The organism is Rhodococcus sp. ZPP (assembly GCF_017656075.1).
Classification (GTDB): domain Bacteria; phylum Actinomycetota; class Actinomycetes; order Mycobacteriales; family Mycobacteriaceae; genus Rhodococcus_F; species Rhodococcus_F oxybenzonivorans.
Genome location: NZ_CP058638.1, coordinates 314,009 through 338,214, shown reverse-complemented (window position 1 = coordinate 338,214; position 24,206 = coordinate 314,009). Strand labels below are relative to the sequence as shown.

2 protein-coding genes (1 of these 2 cut by a window edge) are annotated in these 24,206 nt (G+C 68.4%); both read left to right on the top strand.

The window, feature by feature from the left end; all coding sequences use genetic code 11:
- Positions 1 to 6,726, top strand: the 3' portion of a protein-coding gene (locus HYG77_RS39395) for a non-ribosomal peptide synthetase (protein ID WP_244373410.1). Its footprint begins 5,304 nt before the window's first position; only the last 6,726 of its 12,030 coding nucleotides appear in the window; the start codon falls outside the window, past its left edge; the stop codon is at positions 6,724 to 6,726.
- Entirely contained in the window at positions 6,687 to 24,206 is a 17,520-nt protein-coding gene (locus tag HYG77_RS39390) for a non-ribosomal peptide synthetase (RefSeq protein WP_244373408.1), read from the top strand. Before HYG77_RS39395 ends, HYG77_RS39390 begins: the two co-directional genes overlap by 40 nt.

Here is a 24,206-nt window from a genome sequence, read left to right as displayed (position 1 = left end):
ATGCATTTCGTGCCCTCGATGTTGTCGGTCTTCACCGCCGAACCGTCCGCAGCGCACTGTGATTCGTTGCGTATGGTCATTTGTTCGGGTGAGGCGCTGACACCGGATCAGGCCGCGAAGTTCCGGGCCATCAGCGCCGCCGACCTGCACAACCTGTACGGGCCGACCGAGGCCGCGGTCGACGTCACCTTCTGGCGCACCAGCTCCGCAGACACCGTTACGGTGCCCATCGGCCGACCGGTGTGGAACACCCGACTGCACGTGCTCGACGCCCGGTTGCATCCGGTGCCCGACGGGGTGGCCGGTGAGCTCTACCTCGCGGGCGCGCAGCTGGCCCGTGGCTATCTCCGCCGTGCCGATTTGACGGCAGACCGGTTCATCGCGGATCCGTTCGCGGTGGGCGTCCGGATGTACCGGACGGGCGATCTGGTGCGACGCCGCCCGGACGGTGCCGTTGAATACCTGGGCCGCACCGACTTCCAGGTGAAGCTGCGCGGGCAGCGCATCGAACTGGGGGAGATCGAGAGCGCCTACGAATCGCACCCGGACATTCGACGCGCAGTGGTGACGGTGCACCGCGACGACCGCGGTCAGGAGTCCCTCGTCGCGTATGTCGTGGGTGAGGAGCGGGTGAACCCAGCCGCAGTGCGCGAGCACGTATCGGCTGTGCTGCCGTCGTACATGATTCCGGCCTACGTGGTTCCGCTCGACGGTCTTCCTGTGTCGGCCAACGGCAAACTCGACCGGGCCGCGCTGCCGGCCCCGGTCATCGAGACCGTGAGCACCGAATATGTGGCACCTCGGACCGCCGTCGAGATCGCAGTCGCCGAGGCGGTCGCCGACGTACTCGATCTCGGCCGGGTGGGGTTGACCGACAACTTCTTCGAACTCGGTGGCAACTCGCTCGTCGCCACCCGCCTGGTGTCCCGGCTCCGCAGCGCCGCGGATCTTCCGGTGTCGCTGCGCGACGTCTTCGACGCGCCGACCGTCGGCGGGCTCGCACAACGATTCGACGGTGCCGATCGCCAGGTCCACCCCGATGTCCCGCCGCTGTCCGCTCGGGCCCGGCCGGAGCGGGTGCCGTTGTCTTCCGCTCAGCAGCGGGTGTGGTTCCTCAACCAGTTCGACACCGGCAGCCCCGTCCACAATCTTCCTCTCGCCGTGCGGTTCTCCGGCGACCTGGATGTCGCTGCACTAGGTCGGGCCGTGTACGACGTAGTCGAGCGGCACGAATCGCTGCGCACCGTCTTCCCCGATTCCGACACCGGACCGTGGCAGCACGTTCTCGACCCCGGCGATGTCGATGTAGAGGTGACCGTCACCGATGTGGACGTCGACCGACTCGACGACGCGATCCGTCAGTTCGTTCTCGCCGGATTCGATGTCACTGCCGACATCCCCGTGCGGGCCCGGCTCTTCCGAACGGGAGCCGGCGAGCACGTCCTCGCGTTGGTTCTCCATCACATCGCCGCCGACGGCTGGTCGTTCGCCCCCCTCTCACGCGATGTGATGGTCGCCTACGCGGCGCACAGCGCCGGACACGACGTGCCGTGGTCGCCGCTAACCGTGCAGTACGCCGACTACACCCTCTGGCAGCGCGAAGCGCTCGGTGACGAGACCGACCCGCAGTCGCGGGCGGCGCAGCAACTGGGGTACTGGGACACCGCGCTGGCCGGGCTGCCGGACAGCCTCGACCTGCCCACCGACCGTCCCCGACCCCCGGCCGCGTCGCAGCGTGGTTCGACGCTTGCCTGGGACATTCCCGCTGACCTGCACGAACGCCTTGTGGCGTTCGGCCACACACAGAACGTGACCCTGTTCATGGTGGCGCATTCGGCGTTGGCGCTGTTCCTGAGCCGGTTGAGCGCGTCCCGCGACATCGCGATCGGAACCCCGGTCGCAGGCCGCGGAGATCGTGAACTCGATGAGCTGGTCGGCATGTTCGTCAACACCCTCGTCCTGCGGACCGAGGTCGACCCGGCGATGTCGTTCACCGCCCTGCTGAACCACGTGCGTGAGGTCGACCTCGGGGCCTTCGGTCACGCCGAGGTGCCGTTCGAGCGGCTGGTGGAGCATCTCGATCCCACCCGCACCACCGCACACCATCCGTTGTTCCAGGTGGCGCTGTTCTTCCAGAATCATGCGCCCGCGCATCTGGAACTGCCGGGGTTGTCGGTGTCGAGTGAGCCGATCGTGCCCGATGTCGCTGCATTCGATCTGCAGCTCGTACTCACCGAAACCCACGACGACGGCCGCCCAGGCGTTATCGGGGCGCAATTCAACTACGCTGCAGATCTTTTCGACGAAGCCACAATCCACGGCTTCGCGGCGCAGTTCGTGCGCATCCTCGAGGTCGTCACCGCCGAACCCGGCATGGCGGTCGGCGACGTGGCGATCACCGATCCTGCGGTGCGCGCCCGGGAGTTGACGACCTGGAATGCCACCGACCATTTCGTTCCGGCGGGGACGTTGCCGGAGTTGTTCGGGGATCGGGTGGTGCGGTCTGCGGGTGCGGTGGCGGTGGTGTTCGAGGGTGTGTCGTTGACGTATGCCGAGTTGGGTGCGCGGGCGAATCGGTTGGCCCGGTATCTGATCGGGTTGGGGGTGGGGCCGGAGTCGCGGGTGGTGTTGGCGATGCGGCGGTCCCTGGATTTGGTGGTGGGGATGTATGCGGTGCTCGGGGCGGGTGGTGCGTATGTGCCGGTCGATCCGGATCATCCGGTCGAGCGGATCGGGTATGTGCTCGACTCCGCTGGGCCGGTGTGTGTGTTGAGCACGGCGGTGGATCGGGTGGGGTTGCCGTCGGGGGTCGAGGTGGTCTCGATCGACGAGGTGGATGTGTCCGGTTTCTCCGATGCGGCGGTCAAGGATGCGGAGCGGGTGGTTCCGTTGCGGCCGGAGAATCCGGCGTATGTGATCTTCACGTCGGGGTCGACGGGGAAGCCGAAGGGTGTGGCGGTGCCGCATGCGGGCATCGTGAATCAGTTGCGGTGGATGCAGGCCGAGTACGGGTTGACCGGTCGGGATGTGGTGTTGCAGAAGACGGCAACGACGTTCGATGTGTCGGTGTGGGGGTATTTTTGGCCGTTGCAGGTCGGTGCCAGGTTGGTGTTGGCGACCGCGGACGGGCATCGGGATCCGGGGTATCTGGCGCAGGTGATCGATGAGCAGGGGGTGACGGTCACCGATTTCGTGCCGTCGATGCTCGATGTGTTCGTCGCTGCGGTGCCGGCGGGTTCCTGTCGGAGTTTGCGGCATGTGTTCGCGATCGGTGAGGCGTTGCCGCCGGAGACGGTGGCCCGGTTCCGGGCGGTGACGTCGGCCCGGTTGCATAATTTGTATGGTCCGACCGAGGCTGCGGTGTCGGTGACGTTCTGGGAGTGTGGGGTCGCCGACACGGTGTCGGTGCCGATCGGTGTTCCGGAGTGGAATACGCAGGCGTATGTGCTCGATTCCCGGTTGCATCCGGTGCCGGCGGGGGTGGCGGGGGAGTTGTATCTCGGTGGTGTGCAGTTGGCTCGCGGGTATGTGGGGCGGGCCGATCTGACGTCGGATCGGTTCCTGGCCAATCCGTTCGGGGTGCCGGGTGCGCGGATGTATCGGACGGGGGATCTGGTGCGTCGGCGTCGGGACGGGGTGCTCGAGTATGTCGGGCGCACCGATTTCCAGGTCAAGTTCCGTGGTCAGCGGATCGAGCTGGGGGAGATCGAGTCGGTGTTGCGGGCGTATCCGGCGGTGACCGGGGCGGCGGTGACGGTGTATGCCGACGCGGTGACCGGTGATCATCTGGTGGCGTATGTGACGGCGGAGTCCGCGCTCGAGGTGTCGGTGGTGCGTGCTCATGCGTCGGCGGTGTTGCCGTCGTACATGGTGCCGTCCGCGTTCGTGGTCCTGGACGAGTTCCCGCTCAATACCAGCGGCAAGCTCGACCGGAAAGCGCTCCCGGCACCCGAATTCACCACTACCGGAACCGAATACACCCCACCGCGTACTCCGGGTGAGGGGCAGGTGGCCGCCGTTTTCGCCGACGTGCTCCAGGCCGACCGGGTCGGGGCGCACGACAACTTCTTCGACCTCGGCGGCAACTCGCTCATCGCGACCAAGCTGGTATCCCGGATCCGCGCCGAACTCGGAGTGCCGTTGGGGGTGCGAGACCTTTTCGAGGCGCCGACCGTGGCGGAACTCGCGGCCACGGTGTCGGGGACGACGGGTGATGAGGTCCGTCCGGCGCTGATGCCCTGGCCACGCCCGGAACGGATTCCGTTGTCCCCGGCGCAGCAGCGGATGTGGTTCCTCAACCAGTTCGACACCACCTCACCCGCCTACAACCTGCCCGTCGCGGTACGCCTGTCCGGCGTCATAGATACCGGCGCCCTGACCGCCGCGGTCGCTGATGTGATCGAGCGGCACGAAACCCTCCGCACCGTGTTCCCGGACTCGGAGACCGGACCGCACCAGGTCGTCCTCGACGCCGACTCGGCAACTCCCGAGTTGCCGGTCGCCGTCGTCGACGAGACCGGGCTCGACACCGAACTTGCCGACTTCCTCGGTGCCGGTTTCGACGTGACGACCGACCTCCCTGTCCGCGTCGCCCTGTTCCGGATCGACGCCGAGGAGCACGTCCTCGCGCTGGTCGTTCATCATATTTCCGGCGACGGCTGGTCGATGGCGCCCATGGTGCGCGACACGATGACCGCGTACGCGGCACGCACACAAGGGAAACCGCCCACCTGGTCACCGTTGCCGGTGCAGTATGCCGACTACGCGTTGTGGCAACGCGAACTTCTCGGGGACGAATCCGACCCGGACTCGCTCGCGGCACAGCAGCTGAACCATTGGACGACCACACTCGCCGGGGCGCCCGACGAACTTACCCTTCCGGCCGACCGGCCCCGGCCGGCTGAGCAGTCCTATCGCGGGGGCCACGTCGACCTCGCACTCGACGCGTCCGTGCACCGGGCCCTGGCGTCGCTCGCACAGTCCGAGCGGGCAACGCTGTTCATGGTGGTGCACTCCGCGCTCAGCGTCCTGCTCAGTCGTGCGAGTGCGACGCCGGTCGTCACGATCGGCACCCCGGTTGCAGGCCGCGGTGAACGTGAACTCGACGACCTGGTCGGCATGTTCGTCAACACGATCGTCCTCCGCACGGAGGTCGATCCCGGGGCGACCTTCCGCGAACTCCTGGGCCGGGTTCGAGACGCGGACCTGCAAGCGTTCTCCCACACGGACGTGCCGTTCGAGCGGCTGGTCGAGATACTCAGTCCCACCCGCAGTACCGCCCGCCACCCACTGTTCCAGGTGATGCTCACCTTCCAGAACCTCGAGCAGACCACGCGCGAACTCGACGGTCTCACACTGCGCGGCCTCGACGCGACCCTCGATGTCGCGAAGTTCGACCTGCACTTCACGCTCGTCGAACGGTTCGACGAGCAGGGGCTGCCGGACGGCATCTCCGCCCAGCTGATGTATGCGACCGACCTGTTCGACGAGTCGACGGCCGCGGCAATCGCCGAACGCTTCAGCAGGATCCTCGGTGCCGTCGCCGCGAACCCGACGGTGCGCGTCGGTGACATCCCGCTGCTCGACACCGCCGAACGCTCCGCGTTGGAGGCCTGGAACTCGACGGCACAGGACGTTCCGGCGGGGACGTTGCCGGAGTTGTTCGGGGATCGGGTGGTGCGGTCTGCGGGTGCGGTGGCGGTGGTGTTCGAGGGTGTGTCGTTGACGTATGCCGAGTTGGGTGCGCGGGCGAATCGGTTGGCCCGGTATCTGATCGGGTTGGGGGTGGGGCCGGAGTCGCGGGTGGTGTTGGCGATGCGGCGGTCCCTGGATTTGGTGGTGGGGATGTATGCGGTGCTCGGGGCGGGTGGTGCGTATGTGCCGGTCGATCCGGATCATCCGGTCGAGCGGATCGGGTATGTGCTCGACTCCGCTGGGCCGGTGTGTGTGTTGAGCACGGTTGCGGATCGGGTGGGGTTGCCTGCGGGGGTCGAGGTGGTCTCGATCGACGAGGTGGATGTGTCCGGTTTCTCCGATGCGGCGGTCAAGGATGCGGAGCGGGTGGTTCCGTTGCGGCCGGAGAATCCGGCGTATGTGATCTTCACGTCGGGGTCGACGGGGAAGCCGAAGGGTGTGGCGGTGCCGCATGCGGGCATCGTGAATCAGTTGCGGTGGATGCAGGCCGAGTACGGGTTGACCGGTCGGGATGTGGTGTTGCAGAAGACGGCAACGACGTTCGATGTGTCGGTGTGGGGGTATTTTTGGCCGTTGCAGGTCGGTGCCAGGTTGGTGTTGGCGACCGCGGACGGGCATCGGGATCCGGGGTATCTGGCGCAGGTGATCGATGAGCAGGGGGTGACGGTCACCGATTTCGTGCCGTCGATGCTCGATGTGTTCGTCGCTGCGGTGCCGGCGGGTTCCTGTCGGAGTTTGCGGCATGTGTTCGCGATCGGTGAGGCGTTGCCGCCGGAGACGGTGGCCCGGTTCCGGGCGGTGACGTCGGCCCGGTTGCATAATTTGTATGGTCCGACCGAGGCTGCGGTGTCGGTGACGTTCTGGGAGTGTGGGGTCGCCGACACGGTGTCGGTGCCGATCGGTGTTCCGGAGTGGAATACGCAGGCGTATGTGCTCGATTCCCGGTTGCATCCGGTGCCGGCGGGGGTGGCGGGGAGTTGTATCTCGGGGGTGTGCAGTTGGCTCGCGGGTATGTGGGGCGGGCCGATCTGACGTCGGATCGGTTCCTGGCCAATCCGTTCGGGGTGCCGGGTGCGCGGATGTATCGGACGGGGGATCTGGTGCGTCGGCGTCGGGACGGGGTGCTCGAGTATGTCGGGCGCACCGATTTCCAGGTCAAGTTCCGTGGTCAGCGGATCGAGCTGGGGGAGATCGAGTCGGTGTTGCGGGCGTATCCGGCGGTGACCGGGGCGGCGGTGACGGTGTATGCCGACGCGGTGACCGGTGATCATCTGGTGGCGTATGTGACGGCGGAGTCCGCGCTCGAGGTGTCGGTGGTGCGTGCTCATGCGTCGGCGGTGTTGCCGTCGTACATGGTGCCGTCCGCGTTCGTGGTCCTGGACGAGTTCCCGCTCAATACCAGCGGCAAGCTCGACCGGAAAGCGCTCCCGGCACCCGAATTCACCACTACCGGAACCGAATACACCCCACCGCGTACTCCGGGTGAGGGGCAGGTGGCCGCCGTTTTCGCCGACGTGCTCCAGGCCGACCGGGTCGGGGCGCACGACAACTTCTTCGACCTCGGCGGCAACTCGTTGTCCGTCACGCGGGTGGCGGCGCGGCTCACGGAACTGTCCGGCAACAGACTGTCGGTCCGGGATGTCTTCGACGCCCCCACCGTGGCCGCGTTGGCTCTGCGCTTGGCGCAGCCGGTGCCCAGTGGGCCCCGCCCGGCACTGACCGCGGTGACTCGCCCCGAGCACATTCCGCTTTCGCTTGCGCAGCAGCGGATGTGGTTCCTCAACCAGTTCGACACCACCTCACCCGCCTACAACCTGCCCTTCGCGGTACGCCTGTCCGGCGTCATCGATACCGGCGCCCTGACCGCCGCGGTCGCTGATGTGATCGAGCGGCACGAATCACTGCGCACCGTGTTCCCGGACACCCCGGACGGACCCGCACAGGTGGTGCTCGCGTCAGCCGATGCCGCCGTCACGGTAGAGACCGTCGACGCGACCGAGGGCGAACTCGGCGCCCGGATCATCGCCTTCGCCTCGCGGGGATTCGATGTGACGGTCGAGACTCCTCTTCGTGCCCTCCTCGTCCGCACGGGACCCACCGAGCACGTACTTGCCATGTCCCTGCACCACATCGCGTCCGACGGCTGGTCGTTCGGACCGCTCAGCCGCGATGTCGTGACCGCCTACGCGGCGCGCACGGCCGGTGTCCTCCCGCAGTGGGCGCCTCTGACGGTGCAGTATGCCGACTTCACCCTGTGGCAGCGAGCGGTTCTCGGCACCGACGACGACCCCAGTTCGCTGATGTCGACCCAACTCGCGTACTGGACGAACACCCTCGCCGGCGCTCCCGACGAACTCCGGCTTCCGTTCGACCGGCCTCGCCCGCCGCAACCCACGTTCGCCGGGGCGACGGTCGCCTTCGACATCGACCCCGCTATCCACCGCGGCATCGACCGGTTGGCTCGCCGGGACGGGGCCACCACCTTCATGGTGATGCACGCTGCGTTGGCCCTGCTGCTGGGACGCTTGTCCGCCACCGACGATGTCGTCATCGGAAGTCCTATCGCCGGCCGGGGCGAGCGGGCCCTCGACGACCTCGTCGGAATGTTCGTCAACACCCTCGTCCTGCGGACTGCCCTGCGCGGCGGCGACACTTTCCGTGAACATCTCGGCCGCGTGCGGGATGCCGACCTCGAGGCGTTCGGTTCGGCGGACGTTCCGTTCGAGAGGCTCGTCGACGTCCTCGCCCCCGTCCGCACCACCGCCCATCACCCGATCTACCAGGTCGCCCTGTCGATGAGCCCGATGCCCACCGGAACCTTCGACCTGCCGGGCCTGCGAGTCGGGGTCGAAGACATCGACCCGGGGGTCGCCAAGATCGACCTTCAGCTGACCCTGGGTGAGAACATCGACTCGGACGGTACCCCGTCCGGTATCCGCGCGGAATTCCTCTACGCCACCGCACTGTTCGACGCCCACACGGTGCGTGGCTTCGCGCGGCGATTCCAGCAGATTCTCGCCGTAGTCGTCACCGATCCGGACGTCGTCGTCGGCGACGTCGACATTCTCGAAGCGGACGAGCACGCCGCCCTGACGCCCGCCTCGGGCAGGGCGGGTTTCGATCCGGTGCCGTTGCCGCGGTTGCTCACCGCAGCGGTGCGGAGCAACCCGGAAGGTGTGGCGGTGACCGGGCCGTCGGTGGCCGGTGTGTGGGCGTCGCTGTCATACCGCGAACTGGACGAATCCTCGACACAATTGGCGCGGCTCCTGATCGATCTTCAGGTCGGCCCGGAGGTGGCGGTGGCGGTGGCGCTGCCGCGTTCGCTCGAATCGGTGTCGAGCGTCTGGGCGATAGCGAAAACCGGGGCGGCGTTCGTGCCGGTGGACCCGGGGTATCCGGCCGAGCGGATCGGGCACATGCTCGACGACTGCGGTGCCCCGGTGGGAATCACCACGACGGCGGTGCGTGCGGCGCTGCCCGACGGTGTGGAGTGGATCGTCCTCGACGATGACGAGGTGCAGGCTGCGCTGGCGGGATATCCGTGCCTGCCGGTGACGGATGCGGACCGGGCGGCAGCGCTGTCGGTGGACCATCCGGCGTACGTGATCTACACCTCGGGGTCGACGGGACGACCGAAGGGTGTGGCGGTCACGCATCGCGGACTCGTCAATCTCGTTGCCGACGAGCGTGATCGGCTGTCCGTGACCCCGCGGTCGCGGACTCTCCATTTCGCGTCCCCCAGTTTCGACGCCTCGGTGTTCGAATGGATGATGGCCATCGGTGCTGGGGCGAGGATGGTTGTGGCGCCGCCGACGATCTTCGGTGGTGCGGAACTGGCAGAGTTCCTGGCCGAGCATCGGATCACGCATGCGTTCTGCACACCGGCGGCATTGACGTCGGTGGATCATCGCGGCCTCGACCACCTCGAGACGGTGGTGGTGGCGGGGGACGTGTGCCCGCCGGAGCTGGTGGCGCGGTGGGCGCCGGGCCGGCGGATGGTCAACGCCTACGGGCCCAGCGAGACCACGATCATGTCGTCGGCGACGTCGCCGTTGGCGGCGGGGGAGCCGGTGACGGTCGGCTCGCCGACCGTGGGGGTGGACGTACTGGTGCTCGACGCGCGGTTGCGTCCGGTGCCGCGAGGGGTGCGGGGCGAGCTGTACGTGTCGGGACCGAGCGTCGCCCGCGGATATGTGGGCCGCGCCGGGCTGACGGCCGAGCGGTTCGTGGCCGATCCGTCGGGATCGGGCGGGCGGATGTACCGCACCGGTGACGTGGTGCGGTGGGTGCGCGACACGGCCGGTACCGATCTCCTGGAATTCCTCGGGCGCAGCGACTTCCAGGTGAAGATTCGCGGGTTCCGCATCGAGCTCGGCGAGATCGACGCGGTGCTGTCGGGGCACGAGGCGGTGGAGTTCGCGCACACCGTCGGGCACGAGGATGGTGCGGGACTGACCCGGCTGGTGTCGTATGTGCTTCCGGCGTCCGGCGCCGTGGTGGATCCCTCGGTGTTGACTGCGTTCGCCGGACGAAGTCTGCCGGGATACATGGTGCCGTCGGCGATCGTCGTTCTCGAGACGCTGCCGCTGACCCCGGCCGGGAAACTGGACCGGGCCGCGTTGCCCGCACCCGTCTTCACCCGACGGGGAGATTTCGCTGCGCCCGAGACCCCCCAGCAGCAGGCCGTCGCCGCGGTGTTCGCAGACGTGGTGGGGGAGACATCGATCAGCCTGGACGACAACTTCTTCGACCTCGGCGGTAACTCGCTGTCCGCCACCCAGGTAGTTTCGCGTGTCGGCTCGGCGCTGGGCACCCGCATTGCGGTCCGGACCCTGTTCGACAACCCGACCGTCCGTCTGCTCACAGCGGCCGCAGAGTCCGGGGCCGTCGTCGACCGCCCCGCGCTGGTAGCGACGGAGCGGCCGGTGCAGGTTCCGTTGTCACCGGCGCAGCAGCGGATGTGGTTCCTCAACCGGTTCGACCCCACCTCCCCGGCGTACAACATCCCCCTCGCCCTGCGCATGTCCGGGCGAATCGACGTGGCCACGCTGCGGGCGGCGCTCGCCGACGTCCTCGCCCGTCACGAGACCCTCCGCACCGTGTATCCGCCGACCGACGACGGCGCGGAACAGGTCATCGTCCCTGTCGACACGATTCCGCTCGACCTGACCCCGCTGCGGTTGTCGGGTGAAGACCTGACCACCGCCGTCCTGCGGTACGCCTCGACCGGCTTCGACGTCACCGCGGAGCCGCCGCTGCGCGTGCACCTCTTCCGCGAGAGCCGCTCCGAGCACATCCTTCTGTTCGTCGTGCACCACATCTCCGCCGACGGCTGGTCATTCGTGCCCCTGGCCACGGACGTCATGACGGCCTACGCCTCCCGCGCCGCGGGCCAGCCCCCGGTGTGGGCGCCGCTACCCGTGCAGTACGCGGATTACGCGGTGTGGCAGCGGACGCTGCTGGGTGACGCGGCCGACCCGCAGTCGCTGGCGGCCGGACAGCTCGCGTACTGGACGACAACGCTCGCCGGGCTGCCCGATCACCTGGCGCTGCCGACCGATCGGCCCAGGCCGCCCGTTCCGTCGAACCGAGGCGGCACCGTGCGGTTGTCCCTCGACAGCGACAGCCACCGCGCTCTGCTGGATCTGGCCCGGGCCCACAATGCCAGCCTGTTCATGGCGATCCACACCGGCCTCGCCGCCCTGCTGGCGCGGGTCGGTGCGGGCGCGGACGTCGCCATCGGCACCTCGGTGGCCGGACGTGGCGAGCAGGCGCTCGACGCCCTCGTCGGCATGTTCGTCAACACGCTGGTGTTGCGCACCGAGGTGTGGCCGCACGCCACGGTCGCTGAACTCCTGGGCCAGGTCCGGAGCGTCGATTTGGAGGCGTTCTCCCACGTCGACGTGCCCTTCGAGCAACTGGTCGAGGTGATCAACCCGACCCGATCGACGGCATTCCACCCGTTGTTCCAGGTGGCGCTCGCGCTGCAGAATCTCGAACGCCCGACGCTGGAACTGCCGGGACTCGAGGTGTCCGGACTCGACATCGACTCGCCCGTCGCCAAATTCGATCTCAACTTCGTTCTGGCCGCCCGGCACGACGACGACGGCACGCCGACCGGTCTGGACCTCGAGCTCGGCTACGCGCGAGACCTCTTCGATGAGGAGACGGCCCACCGGATCGGTGCTGCCTTCCTCCGCGTGCTCGCCGAGATGGCGCACCGTCCCCGCACCCGGATCGGCGACCTCGACCTGCTCGGCGACGACCAACGTGCCGCCCTTACCGAATGGTCCCGCGGTCCCGTCCGGGAACACCGGCACCGCACGCTCGTCGACCTCCTCGAGGAGCAGGCCCGCACCACACCCGAGGCGCCGGCCGTGCACTGGCGTGATTCGGCACTGACCTACCGCGACTTCGATGCCCGGGTGAACCGGCTCGCCCGCAAGCTCATCGGCGCCGGTGTCGCGCCGGATACCGTTGTCGCGGTGGAAGTTCCGCGGTCTCTGGACCTCCTCGTCGCGATTCACGCCGTGATCAGGGCGGGCGGCGCGTACACCCCACTGGACCCGGACCAGCCGGCGCAGCGGAACAACGACATCGTCGAGCAGTCCGGGGCCCGCCTGCTCCTGACGACGAGCGCACTCTCCGACGACGGGGACACCGCACGCCGGTACGGCATCGATGCGATCGTCGTCGACCACCTCGACCCGCACGAGTTCGCCTCGGCGCCGATCCGTCTGGACGAGCGCATTGCGCCGCTCCGCCCCGACAACATCGCCTACGTCCTCTTCACCTCCGGTTCCACCGGCCGCCCGAAGGGGGTCGCCATCAGCCATGCGGCGATCAGCGGGCAGCTCGACTGGTTGTGCGCCCACTACGAGATCGGCGGCGGCGACACCCTGCTACTCAAGACGCCGATCACGTTCGACGTATCGGTGTGGGAGTGCTTCGCCCCCTTGGCCGCCGGCGCCCGGCTCGTCATCGCCGAACCCGACGGGCATCGCGACCCCGATTACCTCACGGCGGTCATCCGGCAGCACGAAGTCAGCGTCATCCATTTCGTTCCCGCCATGCTCGCGGCCGTGGCCGGTGGACCGGGCCTCGCGGACCTGCCGTCCCTGCGATACGTGCTCGTCGGGGGAGAAGCGGTGTCCCCGGAAGCCGTCGACGATTTCCGGGCCGCGCACCCGGCGGAGATCGACAACACGTACGGCCCCACTGAGGCGGCGGTGACCACCGCCTCTTTCGCCGCCCGGTCCGACAACGGCGACACGGTGCCGATCGGTTCGCCCGTGTGGAACACCAGCACGCTCGTTCTCGACGAGCGTCTGCGTCCAGTGCCCATCGGTGTGCCGGGTGAGCTGTATCTCGGCGGGGCGCAGCTTGCACGCGGGTACCTCGGACGCCCCGACCTGACTGCCGAACGCTTTGTCGCCGACCCCTATTCGGCGGCCGGGGAGCGACTGTATCGCACCGGCGATCTGGTTCGCTGGAAGCGGGAAGGCCGGCTCGAATACCTCGGACGCACCGACTTCCAGGTGAAGGTGCGCGGTTTCCGCATCGAACTGGCCGAGGTGGTGTCCACCCTGCTGCGCCACGAAGACGTGCTCCAGGCCGTCGTGGTGTCACACAGCGACCCGCACACCGGCGATCACCTCGTCGGATACGTGGTGCCTCGCGCCGGGATCGACCTGGACGTCGACGCGGTCCGCGACCACGCCGCCGGGACGCTGCCGTCGTATATGGTTCCGTCGCTGCTGATTCCGCTGACCACACTGCCGCTCACCCCCAACGGCAAGGTGGACCGGAACGCTCTGCCCGCACCGGTGTTCGCGGTGACCGCCGACTACACAGCTCCCCGAACGGAGACCGAACGGCTCGTCGCCGACATCGTCGCCGACCTACTGGATGTGCCGCGCGTCGGGGTGCACGACAACTTCTTCGCACTGGGCGGCAACTCGCTGTCCGCCACGAAGCTCAGTACCCGCCTCGGCGCGGCGACCGGAACGCGAATCGCCATCCGCGACGTGTTCGACGCCGCCACGGTGGAGGCGCTGGCCCGCCGGGTCGCGGCGCAGGTGCCCTCGAGTGCCACCGCGCCGTTGACCGCAACGGAACGCCCGGCCCGCATCCCGCTGTCCCTGGCGCAGCAGCGGATGTGGTTCCTCAACCAGTTCGACACGTCCTCACCTGCCTACAACCTGCCCGCGGTAGTGCGGTTGAGCGGGGCGCTGGACACGGCGGCGCTCGCGGCGGCGATCGACGACCTGATCGCCCGCCACGAGTCGCTGCGCACCGTGTTCCCCGATTCGCCGGCCGGGCCGCACCAGATGATCCTCGAATCCGGCGACGTCGTCCACGACCTCACCCCGGTGCCAGTGACCGAGACCTGCCTGCGCGACGATCTCTCGGAGTTCGTGCTCACCGGTTTCGACGTGTCGCACGCGGTGCCGGTGCGAGTGCGGGTGTATTCGCTCGGCGCCTCCGAACACGTCCTCGCGCTCGTCGTGCACCACATCTCCGCCGACGGCGCCTCGATGGACCCGCTGATTAACGATGTGATGACGGCATACGCGAGCCGCGCCGCCGGATCGGAACCCCTGTGGGCACCCCTGCCCGTGCAGTATGCCGACTACGCGTTGTGGCAGCGACAAATGCTCGGCGATGATTCGGACCCGGCGAGCCTCGCCGCCGAACAGGTGCGTTACTGGACCCGTGCGCTGGACAATGTGCCCGACCAGCTTTTCCTGCCCCGCGACCGGGCCCGGCCCGCGGTTCCGTCGCATCGCGGTGCTGCCGTGCGTTTCTCGCTGTCCCCGGACACCCATCGCGCCCTGGCGGAGCTGGCCCGGGCTCACGGCGCGAGTCTGTTCATGGTGGCGCACGCCGCCCTCGCGGTACTGCTGAGCCGACTCAGCACCACCTTCGACATACCGATCGGCACCGCTGTCGCCGGGCGCGGTCGCCGGGAACTCGACGACATCATCGGCATGTTCGTCAACACTCTCGTTCTGCGCACCGAGCTCGACCCCGGGGCCTCGTTCGTGTCGCTGCTCGGGCAGGTACGGGACGTCGACCTGGAGGCGTTCGCGCACGCGGACTTGCCATTCGAGCGTCTGGTCGAGGTGCTGAGCCCCGTTCGCTCCACCTCCCATCACCCGCTGTTCCAGGTGGCGCTGGGCGTTCAGGCCCCGTCCCTGGACCGGCTCGAGCTCGACGGCGTCACCGCCTCGCCGCTGTCGGTCGACGTGGACATCGCCAAGTTCGATCTGCACTTCACCCTCGTCGAACGGGTCGACGGCTCTGCGGAGCCCGCCGGCATCGACGGCGAATTGGTGTATGCCACAGACATCTTCGATGCCGGTACCGCGGCGGAATACACACTGCGGCTGCAGCGGATCTTCGAGTCCGTCGTTGCCGACCCGCAGCGCGCCGTCGGGGACATCCCCGTACTCGGAAACGACGAATACGAGGCGCTGACGCCGGTTCGGGGCGCCGACGCCCGCCCGGTGCAGATGCTCACCGAGATCCTCGCGGACGCGGTGGCCGCCGCTCCGGACGAACCGGCCGTCGTCTTCGACGGCCGAAGCATGTCCTACCGCGATCTGGACGAACGGTCGAACCAGCTGGCCCGACTTCTGGTCGATCGGGGCGTAGGACCCGAAACGCGGGTGGCGCTGGCTCTGCCGCGCTCGTCCGAATCGGTGATGGCCGTCTGGGCGGTGGCGAAGTCCGGTGCCGCCTTCGTGCCGATCGATCCCCGCTACCCCGAGGACCGGATTCGGCACATGGTGCAGGACTCGGGCGCAATGGTCGGCATCACCGTGTCCGCGGAACGCCACCTCCTGCCGGATTCGATCCGGTGGCTGTTGCTCGACGACACGGCGCTCGAGGAGCGCTGCACCCACGAATCACGGCTGCCCCTCACCAACCGGGACCGCATGCGGCCGATCCTGCCCGACCAGGTGGCGTACGTGATCTACACCTCTGGGTCCACCGGGCGCCCCAAGGGAGTCGCGGTGACCCACCGTGGCCTGGTGAACCTGGTGACCGACGAACGCGAGCTTCTCGCGGTGACGTCCGGGTCCCGCGTCCTGCACTTCGCGTCCCCGAGCTTCGACGCCTCGGTGTTCGAGATGTTGATGGCGCTGAGCGCCGGCGCCACCCTGGTGGTCGCGCCGCCGACCATCTACGGCGGCTCCGAACTCGCGGAGCTTCTCGCCGCGGAACACGTCACCCACGCGTTCTCCACGCCCGCGGCCCTCGCCTCCGTCGACCATCACGGGCTCGACGACCTCGCTGTCGTGGTGGTGGCCGGCGACGTGTGCCCCCCGGAGTTGGTGGCCCGCTGGGCTCCCGGGCGTCGCATGGTCAACGCATACGGGCCGAGCGAGGCGACGATCATGTCGTCGATCACCGCGCCGCTCCGGGCCGGCGAACCGGTCACCATCGGCGGGCCCAGTCGCGGCGTGCAGGCACTCGTGCTCGACGGGCGGCTGCGTCCGGTGCCGGTGGGCGTGCCCGGGGAGCTGTATGTCAGCGGGCCGAGCCTGGCCCGCGGCTATCTCGGCCGCCCGGGCCTCACCGCCGAACGGTTCGTGGCCGACCCGTTCGGCGAACCCGGGGCACTGATGTACCGCACCGGCGACCTCGTCCGGTGGCGCGAGGATCGGGTTCTCGACTTCGTCGGCCGTACCGACCACCAGGTGAAAATTCGGGGCTTCCGAATCGAACTCGGCGAGATCGACGCCGCGCTGACCGCGCACCCGCAGCTCGAGTACGCCACCACGATCGGTCACCAGCATCCCAACGGGGACACCTCCCTCGTCGCGTACGTGCTGCCGTTCAGCGGCGAGGACGTCGACCGGGTGGAGGTGGCGAAGTTCATCGGCGAAACTCTGCCGGGGTACATGATTCCGTCGTCGATCACGATCCTCGACGCCCTGCCGCTCACCCCCGCCGGCAAACTGGACCGTGCTGCACTGCCCGAGCCGGTGTTCGCCGCTGCGGACCGCCCCTTCGAGGAGCCCCGCAACCCGCTCGAAGTGATCGTCGCGGGTGTCTTCGCGGAGGTCCTGGCGCTGTCGGCAGTGGGAATCCACGACGGATTCTTCGACCTCGGCGGCAACTCCCTGCTGGCCACGCAGGTGGTGTCGCGGATCAACGCCGCTCTCGACGTGCACGTCGGCGTCCGCGAGATCTTCGAAGCGCCGACGGTCGCGGCGCTCGCGGCCCGTCTCACCGAGTCCGCCCGCCAGGGTGTGCGCCGCCCGCCGCTCGTCGCCGGGCCCCGCCCTGAGCACATTCCGCTGTCACTCGCCCAGCAGCGAATGTGGTTCATCAACCAGTTCGACACGGCGTCGCCCGCCTACAACCTCCCGATCGCGCTGCGGTTGACGGGGGAGTTCGACCTACCCGCGATACGCGCCGCTGTCGCCGATCTGGTGGGCCGGCACGAATCGCTGCGCACCGTCTACCCCGACTCCGAATCCGGTCCACATCAGGTTGTCGTCGACGACGTGGGCGCGGTACCCGATCTGACCCCGATTTCCGAGCATCCCGACGACGTGCTCGAGCGGGTAATCGACTTCGTGACGACCGGATTCGACGTCACCGCAGAGGTGCCGCTGCGCGCCCGCATCTACCGCGTCGCCGCCGACGACCACGTCCTGGTCATGGTGGCTCATCACATCTCCGGTGACGGATGGTCGCTGGCACCGCTCGCGCGGGACGTCATGCTGGCCTACACCGCACGGGCCGAGGGGCACGTGCCCCAGTGGTCGCCGTTGCAGGTGCAATACGCCGACTACAGTCTGTGGCAACGGGAACTGCTCGGCGACGAGACTGATCCCGAATCTCTTGCCAAAGAACAGATTACGTACTGGAAGTCCGCGCTGGCGGGAATACCGGACCGGCTCTCGCTGCCGACCGACCGGCCCCGGCCCGCGGTGGCGTCGAATCGCGGCGCGCACGTCACGTTCACGATCGATGCCGACACCCACACCGCGCTGCTCGCGGTGGCACGCCGTCAGAACGCCTCGCTGTTCATGGTCATGCACACCGCCCTCACGGTGCTGCTGGCGCGGTTGAGCAACGACACCGACATCGCGGTGGGCGCACCTGTCGCCGGGCGCGGTGACCAATTCCTCGACGAGCTGGTCGGGATGTTCGTCAACACGCTGGTGCTGCGCACCTCGGTCGAGCTGGGTGGTTCGTTCGCCGACAATCTCGCTGCCGCACGAGCAACAGACCTCGGCGCGTTCGCGCACGCCGACATTCCGTTCGAACGGCTTGTCGAGGTGCTGAACCCCGCCCGCACCCGGGCGCACCACCCGCTGTTCCAGGTGGCGTTCTCGTTCCAGAACCTCGCCCGGACCGCCCTCGAACTCCCCGGACTGCACGTCGAGGGCCTCGACGTGCCGAGTGCCATCTCCAACTTCGATCTGCATCTGACGTTGTCGGAAACCTACGACCACGATCGGAACCCGGACGTGATCGAGGCGCAGTTCACCTATGCCACCGACTTGTTCGACGAGTCGACGGTGCAGTCCTTCGCGGACCGGTTCCTGCGGATTCTGGGATCGGTCGCCGGAGATGCCGATGTCGTGGTCGGTGGTATCGACCTCCTCGACGGCGCGGAGAAGGTGCGAATTCTCGGTGGATTCAACGACACCGCCGCTGAACTGCCGGCCGCCACACTGGTCGACCTGTTCTCCGCGCAGGTGGCGCGCACACCCGACGCGGTCGCGCTGTCCTTCGACGGCGTCGACGTGACCTATGCGGAGTTCGACCGCCGCGTCGGCGTGCTCGCCCGGAACCTCGCCGATCGTGGGGTGGGCCCGGAATCGGTGGTGGGGCTGGCGATGAACCGGTCCGTCGAACTTCTGGTCGGGATGTACGCCATCCTGCGCGCCGGTGGTGCCTACCTGCCGATCGACCTCACCCACCCCGCGGACCGCCTCGCCTACGTTCTCGACGTCGCGGCACCGGTCTGCATTCTCACGACGTCCTCGGACGGTTTCGTCGCCGGCGGCGTGCCCACCATCGAGATCGACGGGTCCTTCCTCGACACGCCGATAGCGTTCGACGCGCCGAACCTCGCGGCGCCGCGACCGGAGAACACCGCCTACCTCATCTTCACCTCCGGCTCCACCGGCCGACCCAAGGGTGTTGCGGTACCCCATGCCGCCATCGTGAACCAGCTGCTGTGGAAACAGCACCAGTACCCGCTCGACACCACCGACGCCGTGGTCCAGAAGACACCGGTCACCTTCGACCTCTCGGTGTGGGAACTGTTCTGGCCGCTCGTCTCGGGGGCGCGGTTGGTGATCGCCCGACCGGACGGCCACCGTGATCCGGCGTATCTGGCCGACCTCATGCGCGAACAACAGGTCACCGCAGCGCATTTCGTTCCATCCTTGCTCGAGGCGTTCCTTGCGACACCGGGTGCGGCGCAGCAGCCTGCCCTGCGACGTGTGCTGTGCATCGGCGAGGCCCTGCCCCCCGACCTCGCCGCCCGCTCCCGCAGCGCGTTTGGCTCGGCCGTTGCGCTGCACAACCTGTACGGGCCGACCGAGGCCGCGGTGTCGGTCACCTCCTGGCAGCACAGCGTCGACGATCGCGACAGCGTTCCCATCGGCACCCCCGCCTGGAACACGCAGGCGTTCGTGCTGGATGGGCGTCTGCAGCCGGTTCCGCTCGGGGTAGCCGGCGAGCTGTTTCTCGCCGGTGACCAGCTGGCCCGCGGGTATGTCGCCCGGCCCGAGCTCACCGCGGAGCGTTTCGTCGCCAACCCGTTCGGAGCGGCCGGCTCCCGGTTGTACCGGACCGGTGACGTGGTTCGCTGGCGCCTGCGCGGCACCGAGGGCGTGCTCGACTACCTCGAGCGCTCCGACTTCCAGGTGAAGGTACGCGGATTCCGGATCGAACTCGGCGAGATCGAGTCGGCGCTGAGCGGATGCCCCGGCGTGCAGCAGGCCGTCGTCGTCGCGCATCAGGACCCGACGACCGGAACGGCTCTGGTCGGATACGCCGTGCCCGAGGATGGCGCGACCCTCGTCGTCGCAGACGTGCTGGCGGACGTGGCCCGTCGAGTGCCGGGCTACATGGTGCCCGCGGCGCTCGTCGTCCTGGATGCCCTGCCCCTGACCGCCAACGGAAAACTCGACCGCAAGGCGCTGCCAGTACCGGAATTCGGGACCGCGCACGACGAGTACCGGGCCCCGGAAACGGATATGGAGGCCGCTGTCGCCGCGGCATTCGGGGACGTGCTCGGGGTCGAACGCGTCGGCGCCGACGCGAGCTTCTTCGAACTCGGCGGCAACTCGCTGGTCGCCACCCGGGTGGTGGCGCGGCTGTCCGAAACCCTGGGACGCCGGGTAGAGATCCGCACACTCTTCGAGGCCCCGACGGTGGCCGGCCTCGCTAGGCTGCTCGAGTCGACGGAGAACGCCGACGCCGACCGTCCGCGCCTCGCACCGGCCGAACGCCCCGCACGCATCCCGCTGTCGTCGGCGCAGCGCCGGATGTGGTTCCTCAACCGGCTCGACCCGGACTCGGCCGCCGACAACATTCCGGTGGCGGTGCACCTGTCCGGGTCGCTCGACGTGGACGCGCTGCAACACGCGGTCACCGACGTCGTCGGCCGCCACGAGTCGCTGCGGACGGTGTATCCGGATTCCCCGGAAGGGCCGCACCAGATGATCCTGCCCGTCGACCAGGTCGGGGGTGAACTGTCCGTGGTCAGCGCCGACGCAACGGAGCTGGCCGGGCTGATCGCCGCAGTGGCCACGACCGGGTTCGACGTCACCGCCGAGGTCCCGTTTCGAGTGCGAATCTTCCGGTTGTCCGACACCGAGCATGTGCTGGCGCTCGTCGTGCACCACATCTCCGGCGACGGCTGGTCGATGGCACCGATGGTGCGGGACGTGATGACGGCGTACGCGGCCCGCTCGGCGGGTGCCGCACCGCAGTGGTCGCCGCTGCCGGTGCAGTACGCGGATTACGCGTTGTGGCAGCGGGATCTGCTCGGCGACGAGTCGGATCCGACCTCGCTGGCGGCGCAGCAGTTGGCGTTCTGGACCCGCACCCTGGCGGGTGCCCCCGACCAGCTGAATCTGCCCACCGACCGGCCACGTCCGGCTGTGTCGTCGTACCGGGGTCGGAGCATCGACTTCCTCGTTCCGGCCGCCCTGCACCACGGCCTCCACCAGACGGCGCGGGACGCGAACGCCACCCTGTTCATGGTGGTGCATTCGGCCCTCGCGGTGTTGCTGAGCCGGCTCGCCGGGACGAGCGACATCGCGATCGGCACCCCGGTCGCCGGCCGCGGCGAGCGCGTACTCGACGACCTGATCGGCATGTTCGTCAACACCCTGGTGTTGCGACAGCAGGTCGACGGCGCACGCACCTTCGCCGAGTTCGTCGCAGACATCCGCGACACCGACCTGGCCGCATTCGCCCACGCGGATGTCCCCTTCGAGCGTCTCGTCGAAGTGATCAATCCCGCGCGGTCCACCGGGCGGCACCCGCTGTTCCAGGTGATGCTCACCTTCCAGAACCTCGACCAGGAAACCCTCGAGCTGGGGGATCTGGCGGTGAGCGGTGTCGACCTCGACGTCGACCTGGCCAAGTTCGATCTGCAGCTGACGCTGATGGAACGCGTCGACGCCGACGGCCGCGCGGACGGGATCACCGCCCGGCTCACCTACGCCTGCGATCTCTTCGACGAATCGACCGTGCACGTCTTCGGTGAGCGCTTCCTGCAAGTGCTGGCATCCGCCGTCGACGATCCGGGTGTTCCGGTCGGCGACATCGACGTCCTCGGCGCCGGTGAACGGAGGCAGATCGTCGGCACCAACGCGACGTCGCACGACGTCCTGGCGGGAACCCTGCCGTCGCTCTTCGGTGGGCAGGTCGCCGCCACCCCGGACCGGACCGCCCTGGTCTTCGACGGGGAGGAGTTGACGTACGCCGAGTTCGACGCGCGCGCGAACGCGCTCGCGCGCCGACTGATCGAGCAGGGGGTGGGCCCCGAATCGGTGGTCGCAGTTGCCATGCGCCGCTCCGTCGAATTGCTGGTGTCGATCTACGCCGTCGGAAAGGCCGGCGGCGCCTACCTTCCCGTCGACCCCGATCACCCGGCCGAACGCACGGCCTCGGTGCTCGAGACGGCGGCACCGGTGTGTGTGCTCGTCGACGGTGAGACCGTGGATACCGCGGTGCCGGTCATCGACATCGCCGCCGAGGATTTCACCGGATACAGCCGGGCCGTCGTCACCGACCGGGAACGGCTGGCGCCGCTGTCGTCGGCGAACACCGCGTACGTCATCTTCACGTCAGGATCGACCGGCCGGCCCAAGGGCGTCGCCGTCACCCACGGTGCGATCGTGAACCGGCTGCTCTGGATGCAGCACGAATACGGACTCACCAGCGAGGACGTCGTTCTGCAGAAGACACCGGTCACGTTCGACGTGTCGGTGTGGGAATTGTTCTGGCCGCTGCAGGTGGGCGCCGGCCTGGTGATCGCCGCACCCGACGGGCACCGCGATCCGCGGTATCTGTCCAGGCTCGTCCGGGAACGGCAGGTGACGACCATTCACTTCGTGCCGTCGATGCTTTCCGTCTTCCTCGCCGAACCCTCTGCCGCCCAGTGTGAGTCGCTACGATTGGTGTTCTGTTCGGGTGAGGCTCTCACCCCGGAGCAGGCGCAGCGGTTCCGGTCGGTCAGTGGGGCGGACCTGCACAATCTGTACGGCCCCACGGAGGCGGCCGTCGACGTAACCTACTGGGCCACAAGTGCCGCCGACCTCCACGCGGTGCCCATCGGGCGTCCTGTGTGGAACACTCAGCTCCACGTCCTCGATGCGCGGTTGCATCCGGTGCCCAACGGTGTGGTGGGGGAGTTGTACCTGGCTGGAGACCAGCTGGCGCGCGGCTATCTCCGGCGGCCGGACCTGTCGGCGGACCGCTTCGTCGCCAACCCCTACACGCCGGGGGCACGCATGTACCGGACCGGTGACCTCGTGCGACGCCGGGGCGATGGAGCGCTGGAGTATCTGGGCCGCAGCGACTTCCAGGTGAAGCTGCGCGGCCAGCGCATCGAACTCGGCGAAATCGAAACAGCCCTCGAAGCGCATCCGGACGTCAACCAGGCGGTGGTGGTCGTGCACCGCGACTCCCGTGGGGACGAGGCACTGATCGCGTACCTGGTGCGAGGGCACTCACCGAGTTCACCCGACGTGCGCGCCCACCTGTCCGCGCGGCTCCCGTCGTACATGATCCCGGCGCACGTCGTCGAACTCGGCGCCCTCCCGCTGTCGCCGAACGGCAAACTCGACCGCGCCGCGCTGCCCCTACCGGAGCTGTCCTCGGCTGCCGTCGAATACGCGGCGCCTCGCACCGCGGCCGAGAAAATGGTTGCCCGCGTCTTCGAGGAAGTGCTCGGCCTGGAACGGGTGGGCCGCACGGACAACTTCTTCGATCTGGGCGGCAACTCGCTGATCGCGACCCGTGTCGCCTCCGCACTCGCCGATGAACTGGCAAGCGACTTTCCGCTTCAGTGGATGTTCACCGACCCCACGCCGCAGTCGCTGGGGGAGCGGATCGCGAAGTCGACGGCGGACGGTGTCCTCGACACCGGTGCGTCCCTCGACGTCCTCCTGCCGATCCGCACCCGCGGAGCGGCGGAACCGCTGTTCTGCGTTCACCCCTTCATCGGGCTCGCGTGGAGTTACGCCGGGTTGAGTGGGCACCTGACCCAGGATCGGCCGATCTACGGGCTGCAGTCCCCGGCACTCACCGAGGACGAGGCGCCGCTCGCGTCGATCACCGAGTTCGCCGCGCGGTATGTGCGCGAGATCCGCTCAATTCAGCCCCACGGCCCCTATCACCTGCTCGGATGGTCCCTCGGTGGGGTGATCGCCCAGGAAATGGCCGTGCAGCTGCAGGCGGCCGGCGAGATCGTCCGACTCCTCGGGATGCTCGACAGTTACGTCGGGCTCGAGCGCAGTGCGAGCACCGAGAACCCCGCTACCGTGGCGGACCTCCTGGGCGGCTTCGGTCTCGAACTGCCCACGACGGGCGGATTCGACGAGCTCGCGGCGGACGGCATATTCGACGCAGAGCGAGCCGCAGCGCTCCTCGGGGCGATCGGGGGACCGCTGGCGAGCCTCACCGCGCCGCAACTCGCCCGTATCTACGCAAACGCGCAGCGGGCGCCGGAGCTGATCGATCGGCACCAGCCGCGGATGTTCGACGGCGACCTCGTATTCTTCACTGCTGCACTGGACGACGGATTCCACGTCGATCCGGTGACGTGCTGGAAGCCTCACGTCGGCGGCCGCATTCACGAGCACCCCGTCGACGCGACGCACTGGACGATGACGACGCCGGAGGCGCTCGCGGTGATCGGGCCGCGCCTCGCGACACCCGATCCGATGCGTGATGCCATCAGCGGACCCGATGGCAACGACCCGGACGACAGCGAGGAACGGCAGCCGTCCGTCCGCTAG